The following is a 24,986-nucleotide window of genomic DNA, read 5'->3' as shown; positions in this document are numbered from 1 at the left end:
GAATCGGGGGAAGACGCTCAGGCTCGGGCGATCGCCGCGAACCTCGCACCGGTCAGTTCGGCGAGGTCGCGAGGGGCCAGCTCGATGTCGAAGCCGCGCCGCCCTCCGCTGACGAAGACCGTGTCGTAGAGCTCGGCTGACTCGTCGACGATCGTGGTGAGCGCCGTCTTCTGGCCGATGGGGCTGATCCCCCCGACGATGTAGCCGGTGCGTCGAGCCGCGAGCGCAGGATCGGCCAGGGTGGCCTTCTTCGCCCCGACGAGCGTTGCGAGAGCCTTGACGTCGAGCTTTCCGGAGACCGGCACCACGGCGACCACGAGCTCGGCGTCGGCCTGCACGATCAGGGTCTTGAAGACTCGGTTTTCGTCGAGCCCCAGGGCGGCGGCCGCCTCCTCGCCGAAGTTCGTCGCGGTGTCCTGATGCTCGTAGGCGTGCGGCGTGAATGCGACACCCTTGGCCTCGAGCGCCACCGTTGCGGGAGTGCCGCCCGGCCTCACGACACTCGCCACAGCGTCACGGTCGGTCCGAGGACGTCGTAGCGGTCTCCGGGCTTTCGCGGTGTGGGGTCGAAGGCGTCGCCACTGGTCCAGAGCACTTCGTACGCCGAGACGCCCTGGTGCTCCGGGAGGGTGACCGTGATCGCACTCTCCGTCCCGTGGACGACGACCAGGACCCGGTTGAACGCCTCCACTTCGGGCGTCGACGCTGCGAGATACTGCAGCGTGCGCCGGTGCGGATCGTTCCAGCCGTCGTGGGCCATCGGCTCGCCGTCGGAGCCGAACCAGCTCATGTCCGTGGCCGAGAGCGTGATCCTGCCCGTCGCTCCGAAGCGCGTCGGGCGCAGGGCCGGATTCTCCCGGCGGTGACGGATGAGGGCTTTGGCGTCGGCGAGCAGCGCGACCTTCTCGTCGTCGAGTTGCCAGTCGACCCACGAGATCTCGTCGTCCGAGCAGTAGCCGTTGTTGTTGCCGCGCTGGGTCCGGCCGATCTCGTCCCCGGCCGTCAGCATGGGGATGCCCGCCGAGAGGAACAGCGTGGCCAGCAGGTTGCGTGACGCCCGGCGGCGGGCATCCAGGATCCAGGGATTGTCGGTCGGTCCCTCGGCCCCGTGGTTGAACGAGCGGTTGTCGTCGGTGCCGTCGCGGTTGTCCTCGCCGTTGCGGAGGTTGTGCTTGTGGTCGTACGACACCAGGTCGGCGAGCGTGAAGCCGTCGTGGGCGGTGATGAAGTTGACGCCGGCCAGCGGCCCGCGGTCGTGCGCGTAGATGTTGCTGGACCCGCTGAGCTTCGACGCGAAGCTCCCCAGGCCGTTGGCAGCCACCCCGCCGCTGCGGGCGTCCGCGACGTCGCGCAGCCAGAAGTCGCGCGCGCGGTTGCGGAAGCGGTCGTTCCACTCGCTCCACCCGGCGGGGAAGTTTCCGGTCTGCCACCCGCCGAGGCCGACGTCCCAGGGCTCGGCGACGAGCTTGACGCCGGCCAGGGCCGGATCGTCGCGGATGGCGGCGAGCAACGGATCGTCGGGGGAGAAGACGGCGTCGCGGCCGCGGCCGAGGGTGGCCGCGAGGTCGAAGCGGAACCCGTCGATCTGCAGGTCGTTCGCCCAGTAGCGGAGGGAGTCGAGCACGAGGCGGGAGGCCGCCGGCGAGCTCGTGTCGAGGGTGTTGCCACAGCCGGTCACGTCGATGGGCACCCCTGCGGGTCGTGCCGGTAGTAGCTGTTGTCGAGGCCGCGCAGACCGATGACCGGTCCGTCCTCGCCCTCTTCGGCGGTGTGGTTGAAGACGACGTCGAGCCACACCTCGATGCCCGCCGCGTGCAGCAGGCGCACCATCCCCTTGAACTCGCGCAGGATCGCGGAGGGGCCGGCCAACTGCGCGTCGCGCGAGGCGTACGCGGCGTGCGGAGCGAAATAGGACAGCGTGTTGTAGCCCCAGTAGTTCTCGAAGCCCTGAGCGACGAGTCGCTCCTCGTCGACGTGCTGATGGACGGGGAGCAGTTGGACCGCCGTGATCCCGAGCTCCTTCAGGTAGGCGATCGTGTTCTCGTGGGCGAGACCCGCGTAGGTGCCTCGCAGATCCTCCGGCACGTGCGGTGACAGCCGCGTGAAGCCGCGGACGTGCGCCTCGTAGACGACCGTGTGATCGAGCGGGGTACCCGGCTTCTCGACGCCGCCCCACTCGAACGACTCGTCGACGACGACGCCCCGCCAGGCGCCGCGGCCGGTTCGGCCGAGGCCGCGGGCGTAGGGATCGAGCAGATCGACCGTCGGGTCGAAGGGGGTCGTGACGTTCTCCGGGCTCACCGGCTCCCCGTCGGCCCGCAGCCAGTACCGGCGCCCGGGCTGGAGCCGCGGGTCGCTCCCGCTCCAGACGCCGTTCGCGTCGCGGGTCATCGGGACCACCCGTTCGGTCGGCGCGTCGTCGATCACGAGGTCGACCCCGCTGGCGGCTCCCGCCCAGACGCGGAGGACGGGCCCGTCGGGCCCTTCCGTGAGCCCCAGGTCGTGCAGCGGGTCGGCGATCACCGGATCATCACGGAGGAGGTCGACGTCAGACACGCGTTCTAGAGTAATGAACGGACGGTATTCATACGGACACATATTCGCGGCGCGAGAGAACGGAGAGCCCCATGGCGGTCTACCTCGACCACGCGGCGACGACGCCGATGCTCCCCGCGGCGATCGACGCCTACACCCGGGCGCTGCGGACGGTCGGGAATCCGTCGTCGATCCACACCGCCGGGCAGAACGCCAAGCGCGTGCTCGAGGAGGCGCGCGAGACGGTCGCGCTCTCGCTCGGCTGCGATCCGATCGAGGTGGTCTTCACGTCCGGCGGCACCGAAGCGGTGAACCTCGCCGTCAAGGGCCTGTGGTGGGCGCGGCAGGCCGATCGCCCGAGGCCGCGGATCCTCGTCCCGGGCGGTGAGCATCACGCGACGGTCGACACGGTCGAGTGGCTGGAACGGTACGAGGGGGCAGTGCTCGAATGGATCCCGCTCGACTCCCGCGGGCGCATCCGTATCGATGCCCTGCAGCTCGCCCTCGAGTCGTTCGACGACATCGGGCTGGTGAGCTTCCTCTGGGCGAACAACGAGGTCGGAACCCTCCAGCCCGTCGACGAGATCGTCGCGCTCGCGGCGGCCCACGGCGTCCCGGTGCACTCCGACGCCGTCGCCGCCTACGGGCAGGTGCCCATCGACTTCCGCTCCACCGGCCTCGACGCCCTGAGCGTCTCGGCCCACAAGATCGGCGGGCCGATCGGGATCGGTGCGCTGGTGCTGTCGCGGACGGCGACGGTGGTCCCACTCATCCACGGAGGCGGACAACAGCGGCAGGTCCGCTCCGGGACCCAGGACGCCCCGGCGGCGGTCGCCTTCGCGGTCGCGGCGGCCTCACCGCACCCGTCGTACGAACCTCTCCGCGATCGCGTCATCGAGGGTGTCCGTCGCGCGGTGCCCTCGGCGGTGCTGCGCGGTGATCCTGCCGACCGTCTCCCGGGCAACGCGCACTTCACGTTCCCCGGCTGCGAAGGCGACTCCTGCTCTTCCTTCTCGACGCGGCCGGCATCAGCGTCTCGACGGGGTCGGCGTGTCAGGCCGGGATCCCCGAGGCCTCGCACGTCCTCCTCGCGATGGGGCTGACCGATGACGAGGCGCGCGGTGCCCTCCGGATCACGGTCGGGCACACGACCACGGCAGCCGATGTGGACGCCTTCCTCGCGGCGCTGCCGGACGCCGTGTCGCGCGCGACGCGCGCCGGCTACGCCGACCGCGCGCCGCAGCTCGGCCGCTGACGCCCTCGCGGGGCGCGACGGGACGCCCTCGCGGGGCGCGACGGGCCCGAACGGTAGGCTTGAGCATCATGATCGAGCTCGACTACACCGACAAGATCGCTGCCCTGCGATCCACCTTCTCCGACATCTCCGCCGTCATCGGCGTCGAGCGCCTCGAGAAGGAGATCGCCGAGCTCGAGCAGGAGGCGTCCGACCCCGAGCTCTGGAACGACACCGAGAACGCCCAGCGCGTCACGAGCGATCTGAGTCACCGCAAGTCCGAGCTCGAGACCATCACCGGCACCGGGCAGCGGCTCGACGACCTTGAGGTGCTGATCGAGATGGCGAACGACGGCGACGACCAGGAGAGCGCCGACGAGGCCGCGGTCGAGCTGGCCGCGATCCAGAAGATGATGGACGCCCTCGAGATCCAGACCCTGCTCGACGGCGAATACGACCCGCGCCCTGCCGTCATCACCATCCGCGCCGGTGCGGGCGGGGTCGACGCCGCCGACTTCGCCGACATGCTGCTGCGGATGTATCTCCGCTACGCGGAGCAGCACAAGTACAAGGTGACCGTGATGGACACCAGCTACGCCGAAGAAGCAGGCATCAAGTCGGCCACTTTCGAGGTCGACGCGCCCTACGCCTTCGGCACGCTCAGCGTCGAGGCCGGCACCCACCGTCTCGTGCGCATGTCGCCTTTCGGTGCTGCCGGCAAGCGCCAGACCAGCTTCGCGGCGGTCGAGGTCATTCCGCTGATGGAAGAGACCGAGTCGATCGACATCCCCGAGAACGACATCCGGGTCGATGTCTTCCGGTCGTCCGGGCCGGGAGGGCAGTCGGTGAACACGACCGACTCTGCCGTCCGGATCACCCACCTCCCGACCGGCACTGTCGTCTCGATGCAGAACGAGAAGAGCCAGATCCAGAACCGGGCGGCGGCGATGCGCGTCCTGCAGTCGCGTCTTCTGCTCCTCCAGAAAGAGGCGGAGAACGCGAAGAAGAAGGAGCTCGCCGGCACCATCACGGCCAGTTGGGGCGACCAGATCCGGTCGTACGTTCTCGCGCCGTACCAGATGGTCAAAGACCTCCGCAGCGAGTACGAGGTCAACAACCCGTCGAACGTGTTCGACGGCGATCTCGACGGCTTCATCTCGGCCGGGATCCGCTGGCGCAAGCGCGCCGACGACGAGTAGGCGCGCGGTCCGCTTTCACCCTGCGTTCAGGCGGCTCATTGAGTCGCTGACGTGTCCTTGATCGGGAGGCGCGCCTGCTGTCGATTCCGGCGTTTCGCGCCTAGTCTTGCCCCGTCATGATTCGCTTTGATGAGGTCTCCAAGTTCTATGCCGGCAATCCGCGTCCGGCGCTCAACGGGATCACCCTTGAAATCCTCAAGGGTGAGTTCGTCTTCCTCGTCGGCGCCTCCGGGTCCGGCAAGTCGAGCTTCCTGCGCCTCGTGCTGAAGGAGGAGAAGCCCTCCAAGGGGCAGATCCACGTCCTGGGCCAACGCCTCGGCACGCTCTCCAGCCGCAAGGTCCCGTATTTCCGCCGCAATCTCGGCGTCGTCTTCCAAGACTTCCGTCTCCTTCCGCAGAAGTCGGTCTTCGACAACGTCGCCTTCACCCTGCAGGTCATCGGGAAGAGCAAGGGGTACATCTCCGAAGCCGTCCCCGACGTGCTGAAGATGGTGGGCCTCGCCGGCAAGTCGGCACGCCTGCCGCACGAGCTGTCCGGTGGCGAGCAGCAGCGCGTCGCGATCGCGCGGGCGATCGTCAACCGGCCCGCGATCCTGCTCGCCGACGAACCGACCGGTAACCTCGACCCCTCGACCAGCGCCGGCATCATGACCCTGCTCGACCGGATCAACGCCTCCGGCACCACGGTGCTGATGGCCACGCACGACGCCGGCATCGTCGACCAGATGCAGCGCCGGGTCATCGAGCTCTCGGGCGGCACCATCGTCCGCGACGAGCGGTCCGGCGGCTACCAGACGCAGGCGGTCCCGATCCAGCAGATCGGGCAGGATGCCGCGCAGCCGCGCACGCAGAGCGTCCAGACGCAGACCATGCCGGGTCCGCGCCTCGACCCCGAGTCCGTCGAGAGACAGTCCGTTCCCAGCTGGGGAGCCGACAAATGAGGCTCGGGCTCGTCCTCGGCGAGGTCGGCTCCGGCCTCAAGCGCAACGTCTCGATGGTGATCTCCGTCGTGCTGGTGACCTTCATCTCGCTGACCTTCGTCGGGGTCGCCGTTCTCATGCAGATGCAGATCAACCAGATGAAGGGGTACTGGTACGACAAGGCGCAGGTCGCCGTCTACCTGTGCACCGACACCGACACCACCGGCAACTGCACGGGGGCCCAGGCGACCACCGATCAGAAGAACCAGATCGAGTCGCAGCTCAAGTCGACCACGCTCGCGCCCTACATCCAGAAGTCGTACTTCGAGACGCAGAAGCAGGCCTACGACCGCTTCAAGAAGCAGTTCGCCGACAGCCCCGCCACCGAATTCGTCCAGCCCTCGTACCTCAACGAGACGTTCTGGGTGAACCTGAAAGACCCGTCGCAGTCGGATGTCCTCCGCGAGAGCCTGTCGAACCAGGCGGGAGTCCAGAGCGTGGTCGACCAGCGCGGCTACCTCGAACCGATCTTCGCGGTCCTCAACGCGGCGTCGTACACAGCCATCGGCATAGCCGTCCTCATGTTGATCGCCGCGGTGCTGCTGATCGCGACGACGATCCGGCTCTCGGCATTCAGTCGAAGACGTGAGCTGGGCATCATGAGACTCGTGGGCGCGTCGAACCGGTTCATCCAGACGCCGTTCATCCTCGAGGGTGTGATCGCCGCGCTCGCGGGATCGGTTCTGGCCGGCGGAGCGATCTTCCTGATCGTCAAGTTCTTCGTGCGCGACTATCTCGCGAGGTCGTTCGCGAGCACGCCGTTCGTCGGGCTGAGCGATACCGTCATCGTCGTTCCTCTCCTGATCGTGATCGGTGCGGTCCTGGCGGCTCTCTCGGCCAACGTCGCGATCCGGCGCTACCTCAAGGTCTAGACAGCCTCCTGCCGTGTCTTATACTTGAAGGCTGCCCGGTTGAGGGCGGTCCTTCCGGTACCGACTCGAGGAGACAGTCATGCCCAAAGAAAAAGGCGAGAAGATCGTCGCGACGAATCGTCGCGCGCGCTTCGACTACCTCATCGACGACACCTATGAGGCCGGCATCGTCCTGACGGGTACCGAGGTCAAGGCGCTCCGGCAGGGCCGGGCGTCGCTGGTCGACGGCTACGGCTTCGTCGAGGGCGGCGAGATCTGGCTCGACGCGGTGCACATCCCCGAGTACACGCAGGGCACCTGGAACAACCACTCGCCGCGGCGCAAGCGAAAGCTCCTCCTCCACAAGGAGCAGATCATCAAGATCAGCCACAAGACCAAAGAGGGCGGCTACACGCTCGTTCCGATGCGGATCTACTTCTCGGACGGCCGCGCCAAGGTCGAGCTCGCCGTGGCCAAGGGCAAGAAAGAGTACGACAAGCGTCAGACCCTCCGGGAGCGCACCGACAAGCGCGAGGCGGACCGCGCCATCTCCGCTCGCAGGAACCTCGGCGACTGAGGTAGCATTGAGGGCTGCGGTTCGCCGCGGCGGTTGACAATTCCACAGAGCACGACAGAGGCCCACTCGAGGGGATGATCGGTTTCGACATCGCCTGTTTGCGAACGAGAAGCGGGCCGAGGATCCAGGGTTATCTCGTAAACGATCTCTGGAAAACAATAAGTGCCAATAAATCGCGCACTGACTTCGCTCTCGCTGCGTAAGCAGTAGAGCCACATAAGTCCGTCAGACCGGAGACTGTCTTCTATCCGGACCCTGGCGTCATCTAGAGGGCTTGCTGTGTGACTACGCCAGAGGGTCACACGGGACTCTTACTCTGACTGGGCTCGTCCACCTAGAAGCCGGTAGCAAAGGTGGGAGCCGAGGAGAACGACTCATCCGGCTACGCCCGTAGAATGCGTACAATCTCAGCGATGGACGGGGGTTCAATTCCCCCATCTCCACCATCGGCCTCTGTCGTGCTGCTGTGCTTTTTGCGCTGTCTGCAGCTTCTGGGAGTTCTCTGAGCGTCACCTGTCACGCTTGTCGGCATGCTCCTCGATCCCGAAACCCTCCTCAACGGCCTGGGGCCCTGGGCGCTCGGCGGGCTGTCGCTGATGATCTTCATCGAGTCCGGCGTGCTCTTCCCCTTCCTGCCGGGCGATTCCCTCCTCGTGACGGCCGGTCTGCTCCACGAGCACCTCGGCCTCTCCGTCGCACTCATCGCGATCTGCGCGTTCGTCGCCGCCGTCCTGGGCGACAGTGCCGGCTATTTCCTCGGGCATCGCTTCGGTCGCAGGCTGTTCAAGCCCGATGCGCGCGTGCTCAAGACCGAGTATCTCGAGCGAGCCGAGGCCTTCTACGCCCGGTACGGCGGTCCGGCGCTCATCCTGGGGCGCTTCGTCCCCATCGTCCGAACCTACGTGCCGCTCGCGGCGGGGGCGAGCGGGTACCACTACCGCACGTTCCTGCTCTGGAACGTGACCGGCGCAGCGCTCTGGGCGGGCGGGCTCACGATCGTGGGGTCGCTGCTCAGCGGCTTCCCGTTCATCACGGAGCACATCGACGTGCTGGCGGTCGTCATCGTCCTGATCTCGGTGGTGCCGATCCTCATCCACGCCCTCGTCGAGCGGTCCAAAGCGAAGCGCCGTGCTGCTGCAGCCGTGCGGAGCGACGCCGTTCGGCCGAGCTGACTCCGTCGCAGCTCAGGCGAGCGGAGCCGGCTCGGTCGGCACCACGCGCGGTGCTCCGAATCGCCATGTCATCAGAGCGATGGTCACCGAACCCGCCGCCAGGATCGAGGCGAGCACGACGATCTGGAACTGCGCCGCCGCAAGCGGCGATGCGCCTCCGAAGACGGCGCCCACGAACGCTCCGGGCAGCGTGACGATCCCGGTGGTGCGCGTCTGATCGGTCGACGGGATGATCGCAGAAGACGCAGCCGAGCGGGTGAGGCTCCTCGCCGCCTGACGCGGCGTCGCGCCGAGGGCCAGCCACCCTTCGACCTGGTCGCGTTCCGTGACGAGCTGCGCCGCCAGGAGGCGACCGAGCAGCGTCGAGACGGTCATCACGTTGCCCACGACGATGCCCCCGACCGCGAGGACGTACCGGGGCGTGAAGTCGACCGCGCCGACGGCGAAGACGATCACGACGGGCACGGCCGACGCGACCGCCACCGTCAGGACGAGGAACGGCAGAGTTCGCCGTGCCACCCTGAGCCGCGTGGAGACCGTCCAGGCGGCCGCCAGCACCATAGCGGCCAGGAACAGGCCGACCCATACCGGATTCGAGATGACGCCGAGCAGGATGACGCTCAGGAGCCCGAGCTGGATGACGGCCCGGAGGATCGCCCAGGGCTGCAGCCACGGGTGTTCGAGCCGGAGCCCTAGGACGATGGCGGTCGTGACCGCGACGAGTGCGACGACGGCCACAAGGGTGGGCAGGATCGTCACGTCAGCGCGCCGCCGGCAGCTCGAGTCGGAACGTGGTCCCGGCGGGCGACGTGGAGACGACCCGAACGGTGCCGCCCTGCCTGGTGGCGATGTCCCGGACCAGGGCGAGGCCCAGCCCGAAGCCCGGACGACTCTGGCCCGAGGGGTCTGGTGGGGCGTCGGCGTGCGTGAATCGGTCGAAGACGCGCTGCGGTTCGACGCCGACGATTCCCGTTCCGGCGTCGGTGACCGTCAGAACGACTTTCGATCCTTCTGCCGCGAGTCGGACGACGACCGAACTGCCCGCGGGGAGTGCGCGACGGCGTTGTCGACGAGGGCGACCACGCACCGGCGGAGGCTCGTTGCGGAGAGCGTCACGCGAGACGTTCCGCTGTGCTCGACCGACAGCGCGACGCCCCGGTCGTCAGCGAGGATGGCGAGCGAGGCGGCGGCCTCGTCGACGATCGGCCCGGCTTCGACCGGGGAACCGGCACTCTGTTCGCCGCTGCCGGCCGCAAGCAGCAGATCGCCGACGATGTCGATCAGCGCCTTCGAGTCGGCGCGCAGCTCGGCCAGTGACTCGGGGGAGACGGCGCCGGTGCTCTGCTCTCGTCGCTGCACCACCTGGAGTCGTGCATCGAGGACCGCCAGCGGGGTGCGCAGCTCATGGCTCGCGTCGGCGACGAACTGCCGTTGGAGCCGGAGCGCCTCGCCGAGGGGACGCACGGCCCTTCGCGCGATGACCCAGCTCACCGCGCCGGCGAAGATGACAGCGCCGATGCCCAGGATCACCAGCGCCTGCAGGACATCGCCGGAGTCGACGTAGATGTGCGGCCCGGGGAGTGATCGGCCTCGATCTGCTCGCGGGGCAGCGCCTGGTGAAGGATGAAGACGATCGCGATGACGACGATGCCCAGCACGACGACTGCGGACGCCAGCATGATCTGCCAGCCGATCGCAAGCGCCGCCCGACGGGTCTCGCGCGCGTCGAGGTCGCCGGCACCCGGTGCCGACGAACGACCCGAGCCGCGCCGGAACCGAGGTTCGCGCACGCCGCTCACAGCGCACCCAGGCGGTAGCCGCGACCGCGGACGGTCAGAACGATCTCGGGTTCCGACTTGCGCCGGAGATAGTGCACGTAGGTATCGACCGTGCCGGGTTTCTCGCCGGCCGGGAACGCGACGCGCAGCAGGTGCTCGCGCGAGAACGTGCGCTCGGGCTCACGCGCCAGCACGCGCAGGAGGTCGGCTTCGCGATCGGTCAGGACGACGCGGCCGCCGTAGGGCGACGAGAGGACGCGTTCGTCGGGAGCGAAGTGCCATTCGCCGATCGGCAGGGTCACCCCGACGCCGTCGAACGAGCGCGTGAGCGCTCGGAGCCGGGCGAGGAGTTCGTCGAACTCGAACGGCTTGACCAGATAGTCGTCGGCGCCGGCGTCGAGGCCGTCGACCCGGTCGCCGACCGCACCGAGAGCCGTGAGCATGAGGACCGGGGCCGTCACGCGGCCGCGTCGGAGCGCCTCGACGATGCTGAGACCGTCGAGCGAGGGCAGCCGGCGGTCGACGACGAGCACGTCGAAGTCGCCGTCGAGCGCCGCGATGAGGCCGCGGCGGCCGTCGTCGTGACGCACGACGTCGTACACCTCGGAGAGGACTTCCTCGATGAGCGGCCCGAGGGCAGGGTCGTCCTCGACCAGCAGCAGCCGGAGACGCGCGGAACGATCCATGCGAAGAGGCTACCGACCCCGCTCGAGCCGTGGGTTCCACGATCCTGCCCTGTGGATGACCACGATCACCAGAGCGGCCACGCACGGCGCCCAGATCAGCGATGCCAGGACGTCGCTCGGGTAGTGCACTCCGAGGTACACGCGGGACAGCGCCACCAGGACGGCACAGGCGATGCCGAGCACGAGGGCCCAGCGTCGCCAGTGCGTCCCCCGGGCCAGGAGGAACAGACCCACCGCCAGGGACGTGGCGAACACGGTGTGCCCGCTCGGATACGAGAAATCGAGGGGTGTCGGCAGGAACGGGTGTGCGAGCGCGTGGACGTCGGGTCGTGCCCGGTGCACGACGGCTTTCAGGACGGCGCTCGAAAGCCAGCCGAGGGCGACCACTGTGGCGAACACGGCGGCGGGCACTAGGCGCACTGTTCGCCAGACCACGATTCCGGCGATCACGATGGTCAGGATCACGGCCTGCAGCGGGCTGAACAGCCAATTGATGGCGAGGGCGACACTGGTCAGCGGAGCCGCGTGCACGAGACTGAAAGCCCGGTCGACGTCGAGCTCGCCGCGGGTGACGACGGTGGTCTTGGCGAGCACCAGCCCGAACGCCACGACGATCACGAGCCCGGCGAGGGCCAACCTGACGGCGTCGCCAGGGCGGCTGAGCGGGTGCAGGATCCCACGGTCGTCGCGCACTGCCGCGCGGTCGCGTTCTACGGTTGCCATGCCGGGAGCATCTCGCGTGGTCTCTCAGAAACCGCCAAGACGGTCGTCGAGCGCCCCGCCGTGGCGCTCGTCGTCACCACGGCGCTCGTCGTCGCCGGGAGATCAGACGGCGACGGCAGCCACCACGGCGTCGTGCAGGAGCCCGTTCGTCGCGAGGGCGCTGCCCTCCCAGATGCCGTCGCCCCCGTCGATCCCGCCGAAGCGACCGCCCGCCTCGGTCACGATCGGATAGAGCGCGGCCATGTCGTACGGCTGGAGGTCGAACTCGCCCGAGATGTCGACTGCGCCCTCGGCCACGAGCATGTACGACCAGAAGTCGCCGTAGGCGCGCGTCCGCCAGACCTGGCCCGCGAGCGAGAGGAGCTGCTCGACCCGGCCGGCCTCCATCCAGTACTGGAGCCCGTTGTAGCTGAGCGACGCGTCTCTGAGCGAGTCGACCTCCGACACGTGCAGCGGCCCGTCGAGCGAGAAGGCCCCACCGCCGGCGGACGCCCACCAGCGTCGGTGCAGCGCCGGCGCGCTGACGACACCGACGACGGGCACCCCGTCGACGACGAGCGCGATGAGTGTCGCCCAGATCGGCACGCCTCGCAGGAAATTGGCAGTGCCGTCGATCGGATCGACGATCCACTCGCGACTCCCCTCGCCCGCGCGACCGGACTCTTCGCCGTAGAAGGAGTCGGCCGGACGCTCGACGGCGAGTCGGTCGCGGATGGCCCGTTCGACGGCTCGGTCCGCGTCGGTGACGTGGGTGTGGTCGGCCTTCAGCGAGACGTCGAGGTCGGCCGCGTGGAATCGCTCGCGCGAGAGCGCGTCGGCCGCGTCGGCGAGAAGGAGGGCAAGGGCGAGATCGTCTTCATAGGCCACGACTCCAGCGTAGCGAGGTGGCCGCGCCGGACATCGGGTGGGCGGGCTCGTCCGGGGGCGACGGGCCTCCGTCGGCGCGCCCGTGCCGACAGGAACCCGCCCGAGCGACGGCGGGGGAGGTCAGCCCTTGCTGACGAGCAGCGCCTGCAGGGACTCGAGTCGTTCGCGTCCGACGTCGCCGAGCTCGCCGGCCTCCACGCGGTCGACGATCTCCCAGTCGTGCGCCTGGTCGAGCGGAATGCCGTCGGGGGGCGTGTACCCGTCGGGGAAGACGGCGTGCGACGCGAACGACTGCAGGATGTTCTCGGGGTTCACATGCCCGAGCCCGAACGAGCGCACGCCGGGCGTGTCGATGATCCAGCCGCCGGAAGGCACTTTGAACGAGACGGTCGACGACGAGGTGTGACGCCCTCGACCGGTGACCGTGTTGACGACGCCGACGGCCCGCTGCGAACCGGTCAGCGCGTTGACGAGGGTCGACTTGCCGACGCCCGAGTGCCCGACCGTCACGGTCACGTGGCCGTCCAGGACCTCCCGAAGGGCGACGAGAGATGCCGACTCCTCCCCGTCGGAGAGGGTGAAGGCATCCGACGTCGAGGTGAGGATGCGCAGGTCGAGGCAGGAGAAGTGCTCGGCGAAGGGCGCAGGATCGGCCAGGTCGGTCTTCGTGATGACCAGGATCGGCTCCACACCGGCATCGAACGCAGCCACCATGTAGCGGTCCACCAGGCGCGGCCGGGGCTCCGGGTCCGCCGCAGCGACGACGATCAGCATCTGGTCGGCGTTGGCGACGATGACCCGCTCGACAGCGTCGCTGTCGTCGGCGCTCCGTCGGAGGAGGGTGGTGCGATCCTGAACTCTGACGATCCGGGCGAGCGACCCCTCCGCGCCGGAGGTGTCGCCGACGACGTCGACGCGGTCTCCGGTGACCACGGACTTCTTGCCGAGCTCGCGCGCTCGGGCCGTCGTGATCTCGCGTTCGTCGGGCGTGCCGGCGTCGAGCAGGACCCCGTAGCGGCCGCGGTCGACGGTCCACACGACGCCCTCGACAGCCTCCGAGTAGGCGGGCCGCTGCTTGGTGCGGGGCCGATTGCCCTTGGGATTCGGCCGGACGCGCACCGAACTCTCGTCGTACTCTCCGTACTCGCGTTCGTCGTCCGCGCCGTCGGCGTCGTCGCCGTCACTCCACCAGGACACCCGGACCTCTAGAGGAACCCGAGAAGGCTCGTGTCGGCCGGGCTGACCGTCACGGTGCGGCCGAGAAGGGCATCCCAGAGCTCGACGAATTGGGGAAGCGTCTTCGAGACGACGCGCACGTCGTCGAGCTCGACGTTCGGCACGGCCAGGCCGATGATAGCGGCGGCGTGAGCCATGCGGTGGTCGCCGTACGTCTTCCACTGGCCGGCGTGGAGCGGCGACGGCTCGAGGTGCAGGCCGTCGTCGAGCTCGGTCACGGCGCCGCCGAGGCCGTTGATCTCGGCGACCAGGGCTGCGAGGCGGTCGGTTTCGTGGCCACGGAGATGGCCGATACCGGTGATGGTGCTCGGGCCGGACGCGAGAGCGGAGAGCGCCACGAGTGCCGGGGCCAGCTCGCCGCCGCGCGAGAGGTCGACGTCGACCCCGGGCAGGGACCCTCCGCCGACCAGACCGTCGCCGCCGTCGACGGTCAGCGTGTCGCCGTCTCGGGTGATTTTCGCGCCCCAGAGCGGAAGGAGCTCGATGAGGTCGGCCCCGACCTGCGTGGTCGTGGCTGGCCAGTGCTTGATGGAGACGGTGCCGCCCACCACGATCGCCGCGATCAGGAAGGGCGCCGCGTTGGAGAGGTCGGGCTCGATCGTCACGTCGCGGCCGGCGATGTCGTCTGCCGGGACCGTCCAGACGCCGGGCTCCGGGGATTCGACAGCGACGCCGCGCGCGGCCAGCGCGTCGATGGTCATCTCGATGTGGGGCAGGCTCGGCAGCTTCTCGCCCGTGTGGCGCAGGGTCAGCCCGTTCGTGAACCGCGGGGCCGAGAGCAGGAGGCCCGAGACGAACTGGCTCGAGGCCGACGCGTCGATCGCCACCTCGCCTCCTGCGACCTCGCCCGTGCCGTACAGGCTGAACGGCAGAAGTCCCCGGCCGTCGTCGCTGACGTCGACGCCGAGGGCCTTGAGGGAGTCGATGGTCGTCTTCATGGGCCGGTGGCGTGCCGCCTCGTCGCCGTCGAACGTGACCGGACCGGTCGCGAGCGCGGCGAGAGGAGGCAGGAACCGCATGACGGTGCCGGCCAGGCCGCAGTCGATCGAGGTGCCGCCGGAGAAGGAGGCCGGGACGATCTCGAGATCCGGCCCGAAGGGCTCGTCGCCTTCGACCTCGGTGATGGACGTGCCGAGCGACTTCAGGGCGTCGATCATCAGGGCGGTGTCGCGGGAGTGCAGGGGCAGGCGCAGGATCGAGGGCCCGGTCGCGAGCGCCGACAGCACGAGTTCGCGGTTCGTCAGCGACTTGGACCCGGGAAGCGACAGCGTCGCGGTGACCGGGCCGGTGATCGTGGGCGCGACCCAGAAGCCCTCGTCGACCTCGGGCTCGCGATCGCTGTCGTAGGGGTTGAACTCCGGACCGGAATACCTGAATACCTGCATCGGTTGTCAAGGGTAATGCAAGCCGGAGGAGGAGTACCCGTGGCAGTTGTCTGCACCCCTGATGCCCCCAGCGTCGCCGAACTAGAATTGGCTCTGATGAGCACCTCCGACGGCGTTTCCCCAGTACCTTCTCTCGATGCGGTCGAGAAGCCCGACCTCCGCGCCCTCTTCGAAGAGCAGGCGCTTCCGTTCATGGACCAGCTGTACGCCGCCGGAATGCGCATGACGCGCAATCCCGCTGACGCCTCCGACCTCGTCCAGGAGACCTACGTGAAGGCGTTCGCCGCGTTCTCGCAGTTCACCCAGGGCACGAACCTCAAGGCGTGGTTGTACCGGATCCTGACCAACACCTTCATCAACACCTACCGCAAGAAACAGCGCGACCCCTACCAGGGCACGATCGACGAACTCGAAGACTGGCAGATGGGCGGGGCCACCTCGGCCACGCTCTCGACCACGTCGCGGTCCGCCGAGGCGGAGGCGATCGACCACCTCCCCGACAGCGCGGTCAAAGACGCGCTGCAGAAGGTCCCCGAAGACTTCCGTCTGGCCGTGTACCTGGCCGACGTCGAGGGCTTCTCCTACCAGGAGATAGCCGACATCATGAAAACGCCCGTGGGCACGGTGATGAGCCGACTCCACCGCGGGCGCCGACTTCTCCGCGAACTCCTGGGCGACTACGCCCGCGAGCGTGGTATCGCGGTCCCGGCCCCTTCGGGTGCCGGCAGGACGACATCGAAGGGCAGCAAGAAATGACCGACTGCGGTTGCGACAAAGCCAAAGCAGAACTCGAAGAGTATCTGCACAACGAACTCGCTCGCGACGACGCGCGCGACATTCGTGAGCACATGGCCGGCTGCGCCGACTGCTCGAGCGAGTTCCACGTCAACGTCGTGATGACGGAGACCGTGAAGCGCGCCTGCAAGGAGGCGGCTCCCGAAGACCTGCGACTGCAGGTTCTGACCAAGCTGCGCGACCTGCAGTCCACTCACGAGAGCGCGTAACACCTCGCTTTCGTGCGGTAGCTTCGGGGCATGACTGCCTTCGTGGAGCCGCTGGGTCCAGCGACAACCGACGACCTCGACGACCTCGTCCTCCTCATCCGCTCTCTCGGCTACAGCCTCGACGACGCGACTCTCGCCGTCCGACTCGAGCGCCTGACGCTCGAAGCCGGTCACGAGACGTGGGTGGTGCGCGACGACGCCGGCCGCATCCGGGCCGTGGCCGGAGCCCACGTCATGTGGGCCTACAACACCGATTCCCCGACGGCGCAACTGCTGCTGCTGGTCGTCCGACCGGACGCCCGTCGGGCCGGAGTCGGCTCGACGCTGCTCGAGCACTTCGAGGCGTGGGCGCACTCGCACGGAGCGTCGAGCCTCAGCGCGGTCTCCGCGGCCGCCACCGACAGCGCGCATCGCTTCTACCAGAAGCGCGGCTACCACGAGTCGGGCACGCGCTACACGAAGCTCGGCTGACGGCCTGCCTGCCCCTGCCCCTGCCCCTGCCCCTGCCCCTGCCCCTGCCCCTGCCCCCGCCTGCCCGCCCCGCCGCCTTGCCCTGCCGCACCACCCTGCCCTGCCGCACCACTCCTCCCACTGACCCCCGGCTCCCGTCGCCGCGTTCCCGCTGACCCCCGCTCCTCTCGCAGAGCTCCCGCTGACCCCCGGCAGAAATCGAAGGGGATCCTGCTGTTCGGAGGCACTTCATGCGGCGGGGGAGGCCGCGCGCCAAAAATCCCCTTCGATTTCGGGAGGGGTGGGGGAGGGAGAGGGGGAGGAGGCGGAGGGGACGGAGGTGCCGGGCGCGGGCGCGGGCAGCGCAAAGGCCGCCGCCCCGAGGGACGGCGGCCCGCGTGAGAGCCGTCGGCTAGAGCGACAGCGCCTGGTCGAGTAGCGCGGTCAGCTCGGCGGCACTGCGCTTCGACGAACCCGCTGCCGGCGAGGCCGACGCGGGGCGGGAAGCCACCGTGATCGGCCGCCCCAGCTTCGGTGCCAGCTCGAGGGCCACGAACGGCCAGGCGCCCTGGTTCTCGGGCTCTTCCTGGGCCCAGACGAGGTCGGCCGACGGGTAGCGGTCGAGGACGGCTCGGATCTCGTCGACGGGAAGCGGGTAGAGCTGCTCGAGTCGGACGAGGGCGATGTCGTCGCCGACGCCGCGCTTGTCGAGTTCGGCCGAGAGGTCGTAGTGGATCTTGCCCGAGTGCAGGACGATCCGCTTCGTAGCATCAGGATCTCCCACCCGCGTGCAGTCGAGGACCGGCTCGAAGCGGCCGCTCGTGAACTCCTCGACGTCGCTGGTCGCGCCGCGCAGCCGCAGCATCGCCTTCGGGGTGAAGACGACGAGGGGGCGACGCGGGCGGGCGTATGCCTGGCGACGCAGCAGGTGGAAGTAGGACGCCGGCGTCGACGGCCGAGCGACGGTCATGTTGTTCTCGGCGCAGAGCTGCAGGAAGCGCTCGATCCGGGCCGACGAGTGGTCTGGGCCCTGGCCCTCGTATCCGTGGGGCAGGAGCAGGACGACGCTGGAGCGCTGGCCCCACTTCTGCTCGGCGCTGGAGACGAACTCGTCGATGACGGTCTGGGCGCCGTTGGCGAAGTCACCGAACTGGGCTTCCCAGAGCACCAGCGCGTCGGCCCGTTCGACCGAGTAGCCGTACTCGAAGCCCATGGCCGCGTACTCGCTGAGCAGCGAGTCGTAGATCCAGAGCCGGGCCTGGTTGTCGGTGACGTTCTGGAGCGGGATCCACTCCTGGCCGTTCTCTCGGTCGTGCAGGACCGCGTGACGCTGGACGAACGTGCCTCGGCGCGAGTCTTGACCGGCGAGGCGGACCGGCGTTCCTTCCGTCAGGACCGACCCCAGGGCGAGAAGCTCACCGAACGCCCAGTCGATCTGGCCGCTGCGGCTCATCTCGAAGCGCTTCTTGAGGAGCTGCTGCAGCTTCGGGTGCACCGTGAAGCCGGCAGGCGGGTTGTCGAAGGCGTCGCCGATCGAGTTGATCACGCTGACGTCGACCGCGGTCGTGAAGCCGTCGGGCGTGACGGCGTCGTCGTTCTGCTGAGCCGCGGGGCGCTCGAGGTCGGCCACGGCGCCGCCGTCGCTGGTGATGATCGGGATCGACCCGGTCTGCGCCGCGTGCGTCTCGCCGAAGGCCTGCTCGAGTTGGTCCTGGAAGTCGCGGTGCGCGCCCTCGTACTCCTCCTGCGTGATGTCGCCGCGACCCACGAGCGCCTCGGTGTAGAGGGTGCGGACGCTGCGCTTCGCTTCGATGAGGCTGTACATCATGGGCTGGGTCATCGAGGGGTCGTCGCCCTCGTTGTGACCGCGTCGGCGGTAGCAGATGAGATCGATGACGACGTCGCGCTTGAACTCCTGGCGGTAGGCGAACGCGAGCTCTGCGACCCGGGCGACGGCCTCGGGGTCGTCGCCGTTCACGTGGAAGATCGGCGCCTGGATCGTCTTGGCCACGTCGGTCGAGTAGATCGACGAGCGCCCCTCCGACGGAGAGGTGGTGAAGCCGATCTGATTGTTGATCACGATGTGGATGGTGCCGCCGACGCGGTAGCCCCGCAGCTGCGACATCTGCATGGTCTCGACCACGATGCCCTGGCCGGCCATGGCCGCATCGCCGTGCACCAGGATCGGAAGGACGGCGAAGGCCAGAGGAACCCCGCGATCCTGCTTCGCGCGGACGATGCCCTCGAGGACCCCGTCGCCCGCCTCGAGGTGGGAGGGGTTGGCCGCGATGTAGACGGGGATGGTCTTGCCGGAGGCGCTCGTGAATTCGCCCTCGGTACCCAGGTGGTACTTCACGTCGCCCGAGCCCTGGACCGTCTTCGGGTCTTGGGTGCCCTCGAACTCGCGGAAGATCTGACCGTAGGTCTTTCCCGCGATGTTGGTCAGCACGTTGAGGCGGCCGCGGTGGGCCATGCCGATGGCGACCTCCTGGAGGCCGGCTGAGGCGGCGTCCTGGATGATCGTGTCGAGCAGCGAGATGGCCGACTCGCCCCCTTCGAGACTGAAGCGCTTCTGCCCGACGTACTTGGTCTGGAGGAACGTCTCGAAGGCCTCCGCCTCGTTGAGCTTGGCGAGGATCCGCATCTGCTCGTCGTGCGTGGGCTTCGTGTAGGGCACCTCGATGCGCTCCTGGACCCAGCGGCGCTGCGCGGGGTCTTGGATGTGCATGTACTCGATGCCGATGTGACGGCAGTAGGAGTCGCGCAGGACCCCGAGGATGTCGCGCAGGAGCATGCCCGGCTTGCCGCCGAATCCGCCCGTGACGAACTCGCGGTCGAGATCCCACAGGGTCAGCCCGTGGCGTTCGATCTCGAGGTCGGGGTGCGTGCGCTGGCGGTACTCGAGCGGGTCGATGTCGGCCATCAGGTGGCCGCGGACGCGATAGCTGTTGATCAGCTCTTGGACCCGCGCCGTCTTGCCCACGCGCTCGGCGAGGTTGACGTTGATGTCGGGGTTCCAGTAGATGGGCGCGTAGGGGATGCGCAGGGCGTTGAAGACGTCTTCGTAGAAGTTGTCCTCGCCGATGAGCAGCGAGTGCACGATCTTCAGGAATTCGCCCGAGCCTGCTCCCTGGATGACCCGGTGGTCGTAGGTCGAGGTCAGGGTGATCGTCTTGCCGATGCCGAGTTCGACCAGCGTCTTGGAGGACGAGCCCTGGAACTCGGCCGGATACTCGAGAGCGCCGGCGCCGATGATCGAACCGGCCCCCTTCATGAGGCGCGGAACGCTGTGCTCGGTACCGATGCCGCCCGGGTTGGTGAGGGAGATGGTGTTGCCCGAGAAGTCGTCTGCGGTCAACTTGTTGGCGCGGGCCCGCTTGACGATGGCCTCGTAGGCCGCGACGAATTCCGCGAAGGTCATCGTCTCGCACTTCTTGATGCCGGGGACCAGGAGCGCGCGAGTGCCGTCGGGCTTGGGGATGTCGATCGCGAGACCGAGGTTGATGTGGGCCGGCGTCACGACAGACGGCTTGCCGTCGACGACGTCGTAGTAGACGTTCTGGCTGGGGAACTTCTTGAGGGCCTGCACGAGCGCCCAGCCGATCAGGTGCGTGAACGAGACCTTGCCGCCTCGCGCCCTCTTCAGGTTGTTGTTGATGACGATGCGGTTGTCGATGAGCAGCGTGGCGGGCACCGTGCGGACGCTCGTCGCCGTGGGGACGGTGAGGCTGGCGTCCATGTTGGTGGCGAGGCTCTTCGCCATGCCGCGAAGCGGCTGGGTGACGTTGGCGGGCTCGGCCTGGGGTTCTTCGCCTCCGGAGGACTTCTTCGGAGCAGCCTGCGTCGGGGCTTCCGCCGGAATCGGCTTCTCTTTCGGGGGCGCCGAGGTGGTCCGCGCGGCGACGACGGGGCTGGCGGTCGCGCTGGCCGGCGCGGGGAGGCGGACGCCGGCGGTGGGGTCGCCGGCTGCTGGCCTGCGGGCGGCGTGCTCGACGCCTGGCCCTCGGTCTGCTTGTAGCTCTCGAGAATGGGCCACCACGACTTGTCGACAGAGTTCTTGTCGACGACGAACTGCTCGTAGAGCTCATCTACGAGCCACTCGTTGGCGCCGAATTCTGCGGCCCCTTCGTCAGTCGTTCCGGTCACGTGGCTTGACACAGCCGATCGCCCACTCTCCGTTGATTGTTGATCAGTCAGTGGTCGACGGCACCCTCGGGAACCTCGCCCACATCGCTACAAGCCTAATCGTTCTGACATGGCTCGGTGGGAGCCATCCACAGGGAATAGGTTGAATGTCATGCGGTTCTACGAGACGACCCCGACCCACGACCTGACGTACTCCGACGTCTTCCTCGTCCCGAGCCGATCCGGCGTGTCGAGCCGGCTCGACGTGTCGCTCGCGCCGGGCGACGGGACGGGCGCGACGATCCCCATCGTCTCGGCCAACATGAACTCCGTGACGGGCCCGCGTCTGGCCGCGACCCTGGCACGTCGCGGTGGCCTCGGAGTCCTGCCCCAAGACATGCACCTGCAGGATCTCGACGCGGCGATCCGCTGGGTCAAGGCTCAGCCGGTCGCCTTCGACACGCCGTACGCGATGGCGCCCGGCGACACGGTCGAGGCGGCTCTGACCACGCTCCCGGCCGTCGAGGGCCAGGGCATCGTGCTGCACGAGGCCGACGGCCGCTACGTGGGCTGCATCCCGGCCACGCGGCTCGCGAAGGCCTCCAGCGATGCCGTGCTCGGTGACCTCCTGCACGGCTCGCTGACCTCGATCGACGCCGACGACATAGACGGTCCTCGCGCCGCGTTCGATCTCCTGGTCGCGGCCGACCTCGACTTCGCTCCCGTCCTCCACCAGGGGCACGTCGTCGGAACGTTGAGCCGCAAGGGAGCCCTGCGCTCGAACCTCTACCAGCCTGCGGTCGACGGTTCCGGCCGGCTTCGCGTCGCCGCCGCCGTCGGGGTGAACGGGGACGTCGCCGAGAAGGCCAGGGCTCTGGCCGCCGCGGGAGTCGACGTCCTCGTCCTCGACACGGCCCACGGTCACCAGGACTCGATGCTCCGAGCCCTCAAGGTGGTCTCCGGTCTGGGCCTCGGACTGCCGATCGTCGCCGGCAACGTCGTCACGTCCGAAGCGGTCCGCCAACTCGTCGGCGCGGGCGCCGACATCATCAAGGTCGGGGTGGGTCCCGGTGCCATGTGCACGACGCGCATGATGACGGCGGTCGGCCGCCCGCAGTTCTCCGCCGTGCTCGAGACCGCCGAGGCGGCCAGAGCCCTCGGCGCCCACGTCTGGGCCGACGGCGGCGTCCGCTACCCACGCGACGTCGCCCTCGCCCTCGCCGCGGGCGCCGCCAGCGTCATGATCGGCTCCTGGTTCGCCGGCACCATCGAGGCCCCGGGCGAACTCGACCAGGATGCCGATGGCAGGGTCTACAAAGAGAGTTGGGGGATGGCGTCGACGAAGGCCGTGCAGGGGCGCTTCGAGCGACTCGACCCGTACGAACTGGCCCGCAAGACGCTGTTCGCCGAGGGCATCTCGTCCTCGCGCATCTATCTCGACCCGCTCCGCCCGTCGCTGGAGGACCTGCTCGACATGATCACGTCCGGGGTGAGGAGCTCCTTCACCTACGCGGGTGCCAGGTCGCTTCCGGAGTTCGCCGAGCGCGCCCTGGTCGGCGTGCAGTCCGCCGCCGGCTACGAGGAGGGCAAGGCTCTTCCGGTCTCCTGGTGACCCGAGTCTCCTGGCGGATTCCCGGCTGAGACGCTGGAACGATCGGCCTGGAGTCCCGTAAACTGTCCGGACAATGGACGACCCCCTCATAGACCCTTCTCGCCCACACTTCCCGCCCGCGTCGGAAGGCTCCTCTCGTGAACGAGTGGATCCTGCTCGGTATCGGCCTCGTGCTCACCATCGGCACCGGCCTCTTCGTCGCGAGCGAGTTCTCGCTCGTCAATCTCGACCGCGCCGAACTCGAGGCCCGGCAGAGTCGCGGTGAGAAACGCCTCGGCACGACCATCGGCGCGCTGAAGGTCACCTCGACCCACCTCTCGAGCGCGCAACTCGGCATCACGCTGACGACGCTCCTCACCGGTTACACCATGGAGCCCGCGATCTCCACGCTGATCGAAGACCCCTTCCGTCAGCTCGGGGCGAACCTCGCCGTGGTCGACGTGGTGGCGCCCATCGTGTCGATCGTGCTGGCCACTCTGCTGTCGATGATCATCGGTGAACTCGTGCCGAAGAACTTCGCCCTCGCCCTCCCCGTGGCCACGGCGCGTCTCGTGATGCCGTTCCAGGTGGGCTTCACGGCCGTCTTCAAACCCGCGGTGGCGGTCCTGAACGGCACGGCGAACGCGATCCTGCGCTCTCTCGGCATCGAGCCGAAGGAGGAGCTCTCCGGGGCGCGCACCGCCGAAGAGCTCTCGTCGCTGGTGCGTCGATCCGCCTTCGAAGGAGCCTCGACCTCGATACGGCCACCCTGCTCGCGCGCACGCTCGTCTTCAGCGACCACACGGCCTCCGACGTCATGACGCCGAGGCCGCGGGTCACGAGCGTCTCGCGCACCGACTCGGCCGAGACGGTTCTCGAGCGTGCCCGGCGCACCGGCTACTCGCGGTTCCCGGTCACCGACGACGACATCGACGACATCGTCGGTCTGGTCCACGTCAAGCAGGCGGTCTCGGTGCCGCGCGAGAAACGGGCCGAGGTGCCGGTGTCGGCGCTGCAGACCGAGGCGATCCGCGTGCCGGAGACGATGAAACTGGACAGCCTGCTCAGTGAGGTCAGGGGCAAGGGCTACCAGATGGCGGTCGTCGTCGACGAGTACGGGGGCACCGCCGGAGTCGTCACTCTCGAAGACCTGATCGAAGAGCTGGTGGGGGAGGTGTCCGACGAGCACGACCGCTCGCGGGTCGACGTCGTCCGGTCGCGCGACTGGCTCACCTTCCCCGGGCTTCTCCGCCCGGACGAACTGCTCGAGCGAGCGGGTGTGAAGGTTCCCGAAGACGGCCCGTACGAGACGGTCGGCGGTTGGCTGATGAGCGAGCTCGGGCGCCTCCCCGCGGTGGCCGACGTCGTCGAGACCGAGGCCGGCGTGTTCCGCGTCGAGAGGCTCGACGGGCGACGTATCGACCGCATCCGATTCACCCCGACGGTCGACGACTCCGTCGCAGCCGAAGACGTCGCGGCGGCGGTCGCCGCGCGCGAGGCCGCAGAGCCGACGTCGCCGAACCGGCGCAGGCGCGAGAGCGAGAACGCGCGATGAGCGACTGGTGGGGAATCATCTGGCTCGTCGTGCTGCTGCTCGGCAACGCCTTCTTCGTCGGCGCCGAGTTCGCCGTCATCTCGGCGCGCCGATCGTCGATCGAGCCGAAGGCCGAAGCCGGCAACCGCGCGGCCAAGACGACGCTCTTCGCGATGGAGCACGCCACGCTCATGCTCGCGACGAGTCAGTTGGGCATCACCGTGTGCTCCCTGCTGATCCTGAACGTGTCCGAGCCCTCCATCCACCACCTGCTCGAAGGGCCGTTGCACCTCACCGGCCTCACCGACGGCCTGGTCGAGACGGTCGGGTTCGTCATCACGCTGGTTCTGGTGTCGTTCCTGCACGTGGTGTTCGGCGAGATGGTGCCGAAGAACCTCTCCTTCTCGCTTCCCGACCGGGCCGCGCTCCTGCTGGCGCCTCCTCTGGTCTTCATCGCGCGGATCCTGCGCGTCGTCATCGTCAGCCTGAACTGGCTGACCAACGCCGTCATCAAGGCGTTCGGCGTCGAGCCGAAGAACGAGGCGACCAGCGCGTTCACCGTCGAAGAGGTGCAGACGATCGTCGCCCAGTCGCAGCGCGAGGGGTCCTGCTCGACACGACGGGAACCCTGCGGGCGGCGTTCGAGTTCACCGAGAAGCGGGTCAGCGACATCGCCGTGACGATGGACTCCCTGGTGACGCTGAGCGAGGCGACGACGCCCGCCGAGGTCGAACGGGCCGTGGCCCAGAACGGCTTCTCGCGGTACGTGCTCGTCGACGACGAGGGCGAGCCGACCGGTTACCTCCACCTGAAAGACGTGATCGACCTCGAGCCCGACGAGTTCTCCGACCCGGTGCCGCCGAAGCGGATCCGGCAGCTGATCTCGATCTTCGAACGGACCGAGCTCGAGGACGCCCTGGCGACGATGCGCCGTGCCGGCGTGCACGTGGCGCGCTCGTTCGACGAGCAGGGAACGACGCGCGGGGTGCTGTTCCTGGAGGACATCATCGAGGAGCTCATCGGCGAAGTGCAGGACGCCACGCGGCGCCGCTGACGGCA

Annotated in this window: 21 protein-coding genes, 1 other RNA gene and 4 pseudogenes; 13 read left to right on the top strand and 13 right to left on the bottom strand. The window is 68.5% G+C overall.

All coding sequences use genetic code 11. From position 1 onward, the window contains the following. Nucleotides 1-17: 17 nt before the first annotated feature. The 3 genes from ybaK to QUE79_RS16215 are packed head-to-tail and all read right to left on the bottom strand — an operon-like array spanning nt 18 to nt 2,556. Nucleotides 18-509 carry a Cys-tRNA(Pro) deacylase gene (gene ybaK / locus QUE79_RS16225; protein WP_286343981.1) on the bottom strand — a complete coding sequence of 164 codons (492 nt, stop codon included), beginning with the start codon at nt 507-509 and terminating at the stop codon, nt 18-20. Continuing rightward, nucleotides 494-1,690, bottom strand: coding sequence for an alpha-amylase family protein (locus QUE79_RS16220; protein WP_286343980.1), 1,197 nt, complete (start codon nt 1,688-1,690; stop codon nt 494-496). Before QUE79_RS16220 ends, ybaK begins: the two co-directional genes overlap by 16 nt. Continuing rightward, entirely contained in the window at nt 1,675-2,556 is an 882-nt protein-coding gene (locus tag QUE79_RS16215) for an alpha-amylase family glycosyl hydrolase (RefSeq protein WP_286343979.1), read from the bottom strand. The genes QUE79_RS16220 and QUE79_RS16215 overlap by 16 nt, the downstream gene beginning before the upstream one ends. Nucleotides 2,557-2,627: 71 nt before the next feature. On the opposite strand from QUE79_RS16215, the pseudogene QUE79_RS16210 reads away from it, so the two are divergent. The 7 genes and pseudogenes from QUE79_RS16210 to QUE79_RS16180 all read left to right on the top strand — a co-directional run bounded on the left by QUE79_RS16210 (nt 2,628) and on the right by QUE79_RS16180 (nt 8,548). Further along, a pseudogene (locus QUE79_RS16210) lies at nt 2,628-3,790 on the top strand (cysteine desulfurase family protein). A 68-nt stretch (nt 3,791-3,858) separates the two neighbouring features. Next, nucleotides 3,859-4,968, top strand: a complete 1,110-nt coding sequence (gene prfB, locus QUE79_RS16205; RefSeq protein ID WP_286343978.1) for a peptide chain release factor 2 — start codon at nt 3,859-3,861, stop codon at nt 4,966-4,968. 116 nt (nt 4,969-5,084) lie between these two features. Continuing rightward, entirely contained in the window at nt 5,085-5,909 is an 825-nt protein-coding gene (gene ftsE, locus QUE79_RS16200) for a cell division ATP-binding protein FtsE (protein WP_286343977.1), read from the top strand. Further along, the gene (gene ftsX, locus QUE79_RS16195; RefSeq protein WP_286343976.1) at nt 5,906-6,820 is read left to right on the top strand and encodes a permease-like cell division protein FtsX; all 915 of its coding nucleotides are present in this window, start codon (nt 5,906-5,908) and stop codon (nt 6,818-6,820) included. The genes ftsE and ftsX overlap by 4 nt, the downstream gene beginning before the upstream one ends. A gap of 79 nt (nt 6,821-6,899) precedes the next feature. After that, the gene (smpB, locus tag QUE79_RS16190) at nt 6,900-7,376 is read left to right on the top strand and encodes an SsrA-binding protein SmpB (RefSeq protein WP_286343975.1); all 477 of its coding nucleotides are present in this window, start codon (nt 6,900-6,902) and stop codon (nt 7,374-7,376) included. Between the two features lie 70 nt (nt 7,377-7,446). After that, nucleotides 7,447-7,822: a transfer-messenger RNA gene (gene ssrA, locus QUE79_RS16185) on the top strand. Nucleotides 7,823-7,906: 84 nt separating this feature from the next. Beyond that, nucleotides 7,907-8,548, top strand: a complete 642-nt coding sequence (locus QUE79_RS16180; protein ID WP_286343974.1) for a DedA family protein — start codon at nt 7,907-7,909, stop codon at nt 8,546-8,548. A gap of 12 nt (nt 8,549-8,560) precedes the next feature. Here QUE79_RS16180 and QUE79_RS16175 read toward each other — a convergent pair whose 3' ends face one another. From QUE79_RS16175 to aroA, 9 genes are all read right to left on the bottom strand, one after another. Further along, nucleotides 8,561-9,307 (bottom strand): ABC transporter permease, encoded by a 747-nt coding sequence (locus QUE79_RS16175; protein ID WP_286343973.1) that lies wholly within the window; start codon nt 9,305-9,307, stop codon nt 8,561-8,563. A 1-nt stretch (nt 9,308) separates the two neighbouring features. Beyond that, entirely contained in the window at nt 9,309-9,635 is a 327-nt protein-coding gene (locus tag QUE79_RS25690; protein WP_350271562.1) for a sensor histidine kinase, read from the bottom strand. Further along, nucleotides 9,539-10,078 carry a sensor histidine kinase gene (locus tag QUE79_RS16170; protein WP_286343972.1) on the bottom strand — a complete coding sequence of 180 codons (540 nt, stop codon included), beginning with the start codon at nt 10,076-10,078 and terminating at the stop codon, nt 9,539-9,541. Before QUE79_RS16170 ends, QUE79_RS25690 begins: the two co-directional genes overlap by 97 nt. Beyond that, nucleotides 10,075-10,347, bottom strand: coding sequence for a hypothetical protein (locus tag QUE79_RS16165; RefSeq protein WP_286343971.1), 273 nt, complete (start codon nt 10,345-10,347; stop codon nt 10,075-10,077). Before QUE79_RS16165 ends, QUE79_RS16170 begins: the two co-directional genes overlap by 4 nt. Beyond that, nucleotides 10,344-11,012: a response regulator transcription factor gene (locus QUE79_RS16160; protein WP_286343970.1), complete on the bottom strand. Its 669-nt coding sequence runs from the start codon at nt 11,010-11,012 to the stop codon at nt 10,344-10,346. Before QUE79_RS16160 ends, QUE79_RS16165 begins: the two co-directional genes overlap by 4 nt. Nucleotides 11,013-11,021: 9 nt before the next feature. Then, nucleotides 11,022-11,735 carry a phosphatase PAP2 family protein gene (locus QUE79_RS16155; RefSeq protein WP_286343969.1) on the bottom strand — a complete coding sequence of 238 codons (714 nt, stop codon included), beginning with the start codon at nt 11,733-11,735 and terminating at the stop codon, nt 11,022-11,024. Between the two features lie 102 nt (nt 11,736-11,837). Beyond that, nucleotides 11,838-12,602 carry an inositol monophosphatase family protein gene (locus QUE79_RS16150; RefSeq protein ID WP_286343968.1) on the bottom strand — a complete coding sequence of 255 codons (765 nt, stop codon included), beginning with the start codon at nt 12,600-12,602 and terminating at the stop codon, nt 11,838-11,840. Between the two features lie 120 nt (nt 12,603-12,722). Continuing rightward, nucleotides 12,723-13,799, bottom strand: a complete 1,077-nt coding sequence (gene rsgA / locus QUE79_RS16145; RefSeq protein ID WP_286343967.1) for a ribosome small subunit-dependent GTPase A — start codon at nt 13,797-13,799, stop codon at nt 12,723-12,725. A gap of 8 nt (nt 13,800-13,807) precedes the next feature. Beyond that, entirely contained in the window at nt 13,808-15,223 is a 1,416-nt protein-coding gene (gene aroA, locus QUE79_RS16140) for a 3-phosphoshikimate 1-carboxyvinyltransferase (RefSeq protein ID WP_286343966.1), read from the bottom strand. A 96-nt stretch (nt 15,224-15,319) separates the two neighbouring features. On the opposite strand from aroA, the gene QUE79_RS16135 reads away from it, so the two are divergent. From QUE79_RS16135 to QUE79_RS16125, 3 genes are read left to right on the top strand one after another with little or no spacing between them, the layout of a single operon-like run. Next, nucleotides 15,320-15,979, top strand: coding sequence for a sigma-70 family RNA polymerase sigma factor (locus QUE79_RS16135; protein ID WP_286343965.1), 660 nt, complete (start codon nt 15,320-15,322; stop codon nt 15,977-15,979). Beyond that, the gene (locus tag QUE79_RS16130) at nt 15,976-16,227 is read left to right on the top strand and encodes an anti-sigma factor family protein (RefSeq protein WP_286343964.1); all 252 of its coding nucleotides are present in this window, start codon (nt 15,976-15,978) and stop codon (nt 16,225-16,227) included. Before QUE79_RS16135 ends, QUE79_RS16130 begins: the two co-directional genes overlap by 4 nt. Nucleotides 16,228-16,257: 30 nt before the next feature. After that, nucleotides 16,258-16,698, top strand: coding sequence for a GNAT family N-acetyltransferase (locus tag QUE79_RS16125; RefSeq protein ID WP_286343963.1), 441 nt, complete (start codon nt 16,258-16,260; stop codon nt 16,696-16,698). 391 nt (nt 16,699-17,089) lie between these two features. Here the strand turns inward: QUE79_RS16125 and QUE79_RS16120 are convergent. Next, nucleotides 17,090-20,835 (bottom strand): annotated as a pseudogene (locus QUE79_RS16120) (multifunctional oxoglutarate decarboxylase/oxoglutarate dehydrogenase thiamine pyrophosphate-binding subunit/dihydrolipoyllysine-residue succinyltransferase subunit). Nucleotides 20,836-20,974: 139 nt separating this feature from the next. On the opposite strand from QUE79_RS16120, the gene guaB1 reads away from it, so the two are divergent. From guaB1 to QUE79_RS16105, 3 genes and pseudogenes are all read left to right on the top strand, one after another. Beyond that, complete coding sequence (guaB1, locus tag QUE79_RS16115) at nt 20,975-22,414, top strand: GMP reductase (RefSeq protein WP_286343962.1); 1,440 nt, start codon at nt 20,975-20,977, stop codon at nt 22,412-22,414. A 137-nt stretch (nt 22,415-22,551) separates the two neighbouring features. Then, nucleotides 22,552-23,948, top strand: a pseudogene (locus QUE79_RS16110) (hemolysin family protein). After that, nucleotides 23,945-24,981 (top strand): annotated as a pseudogene (locus QUE79_RS16105) (hemolysin family protein). Before QUE79_RS16110 ends, QUE79_RS16105 begins: the two co-directional pseudogenes overlap by 4 nt. Nucleotides 24,982-24,986 lie beyond the last annotated feature (5 nt).

It is taken from the genome of Frondihabitans sucicola (assembly GCF_030296615.1).
Classification (GTDB): Bacteria; Actinomycetota; Actinomycetes; order Actinomycetales; family Microbacteriaceae; genus Frondihabitans; species Frondihabitans sucicola.
The sequence above is the reverse complement of the archived record's forward strand: the minus strand, read 5'-3'. Positions and strand labels throughout refer to the sequence as shown.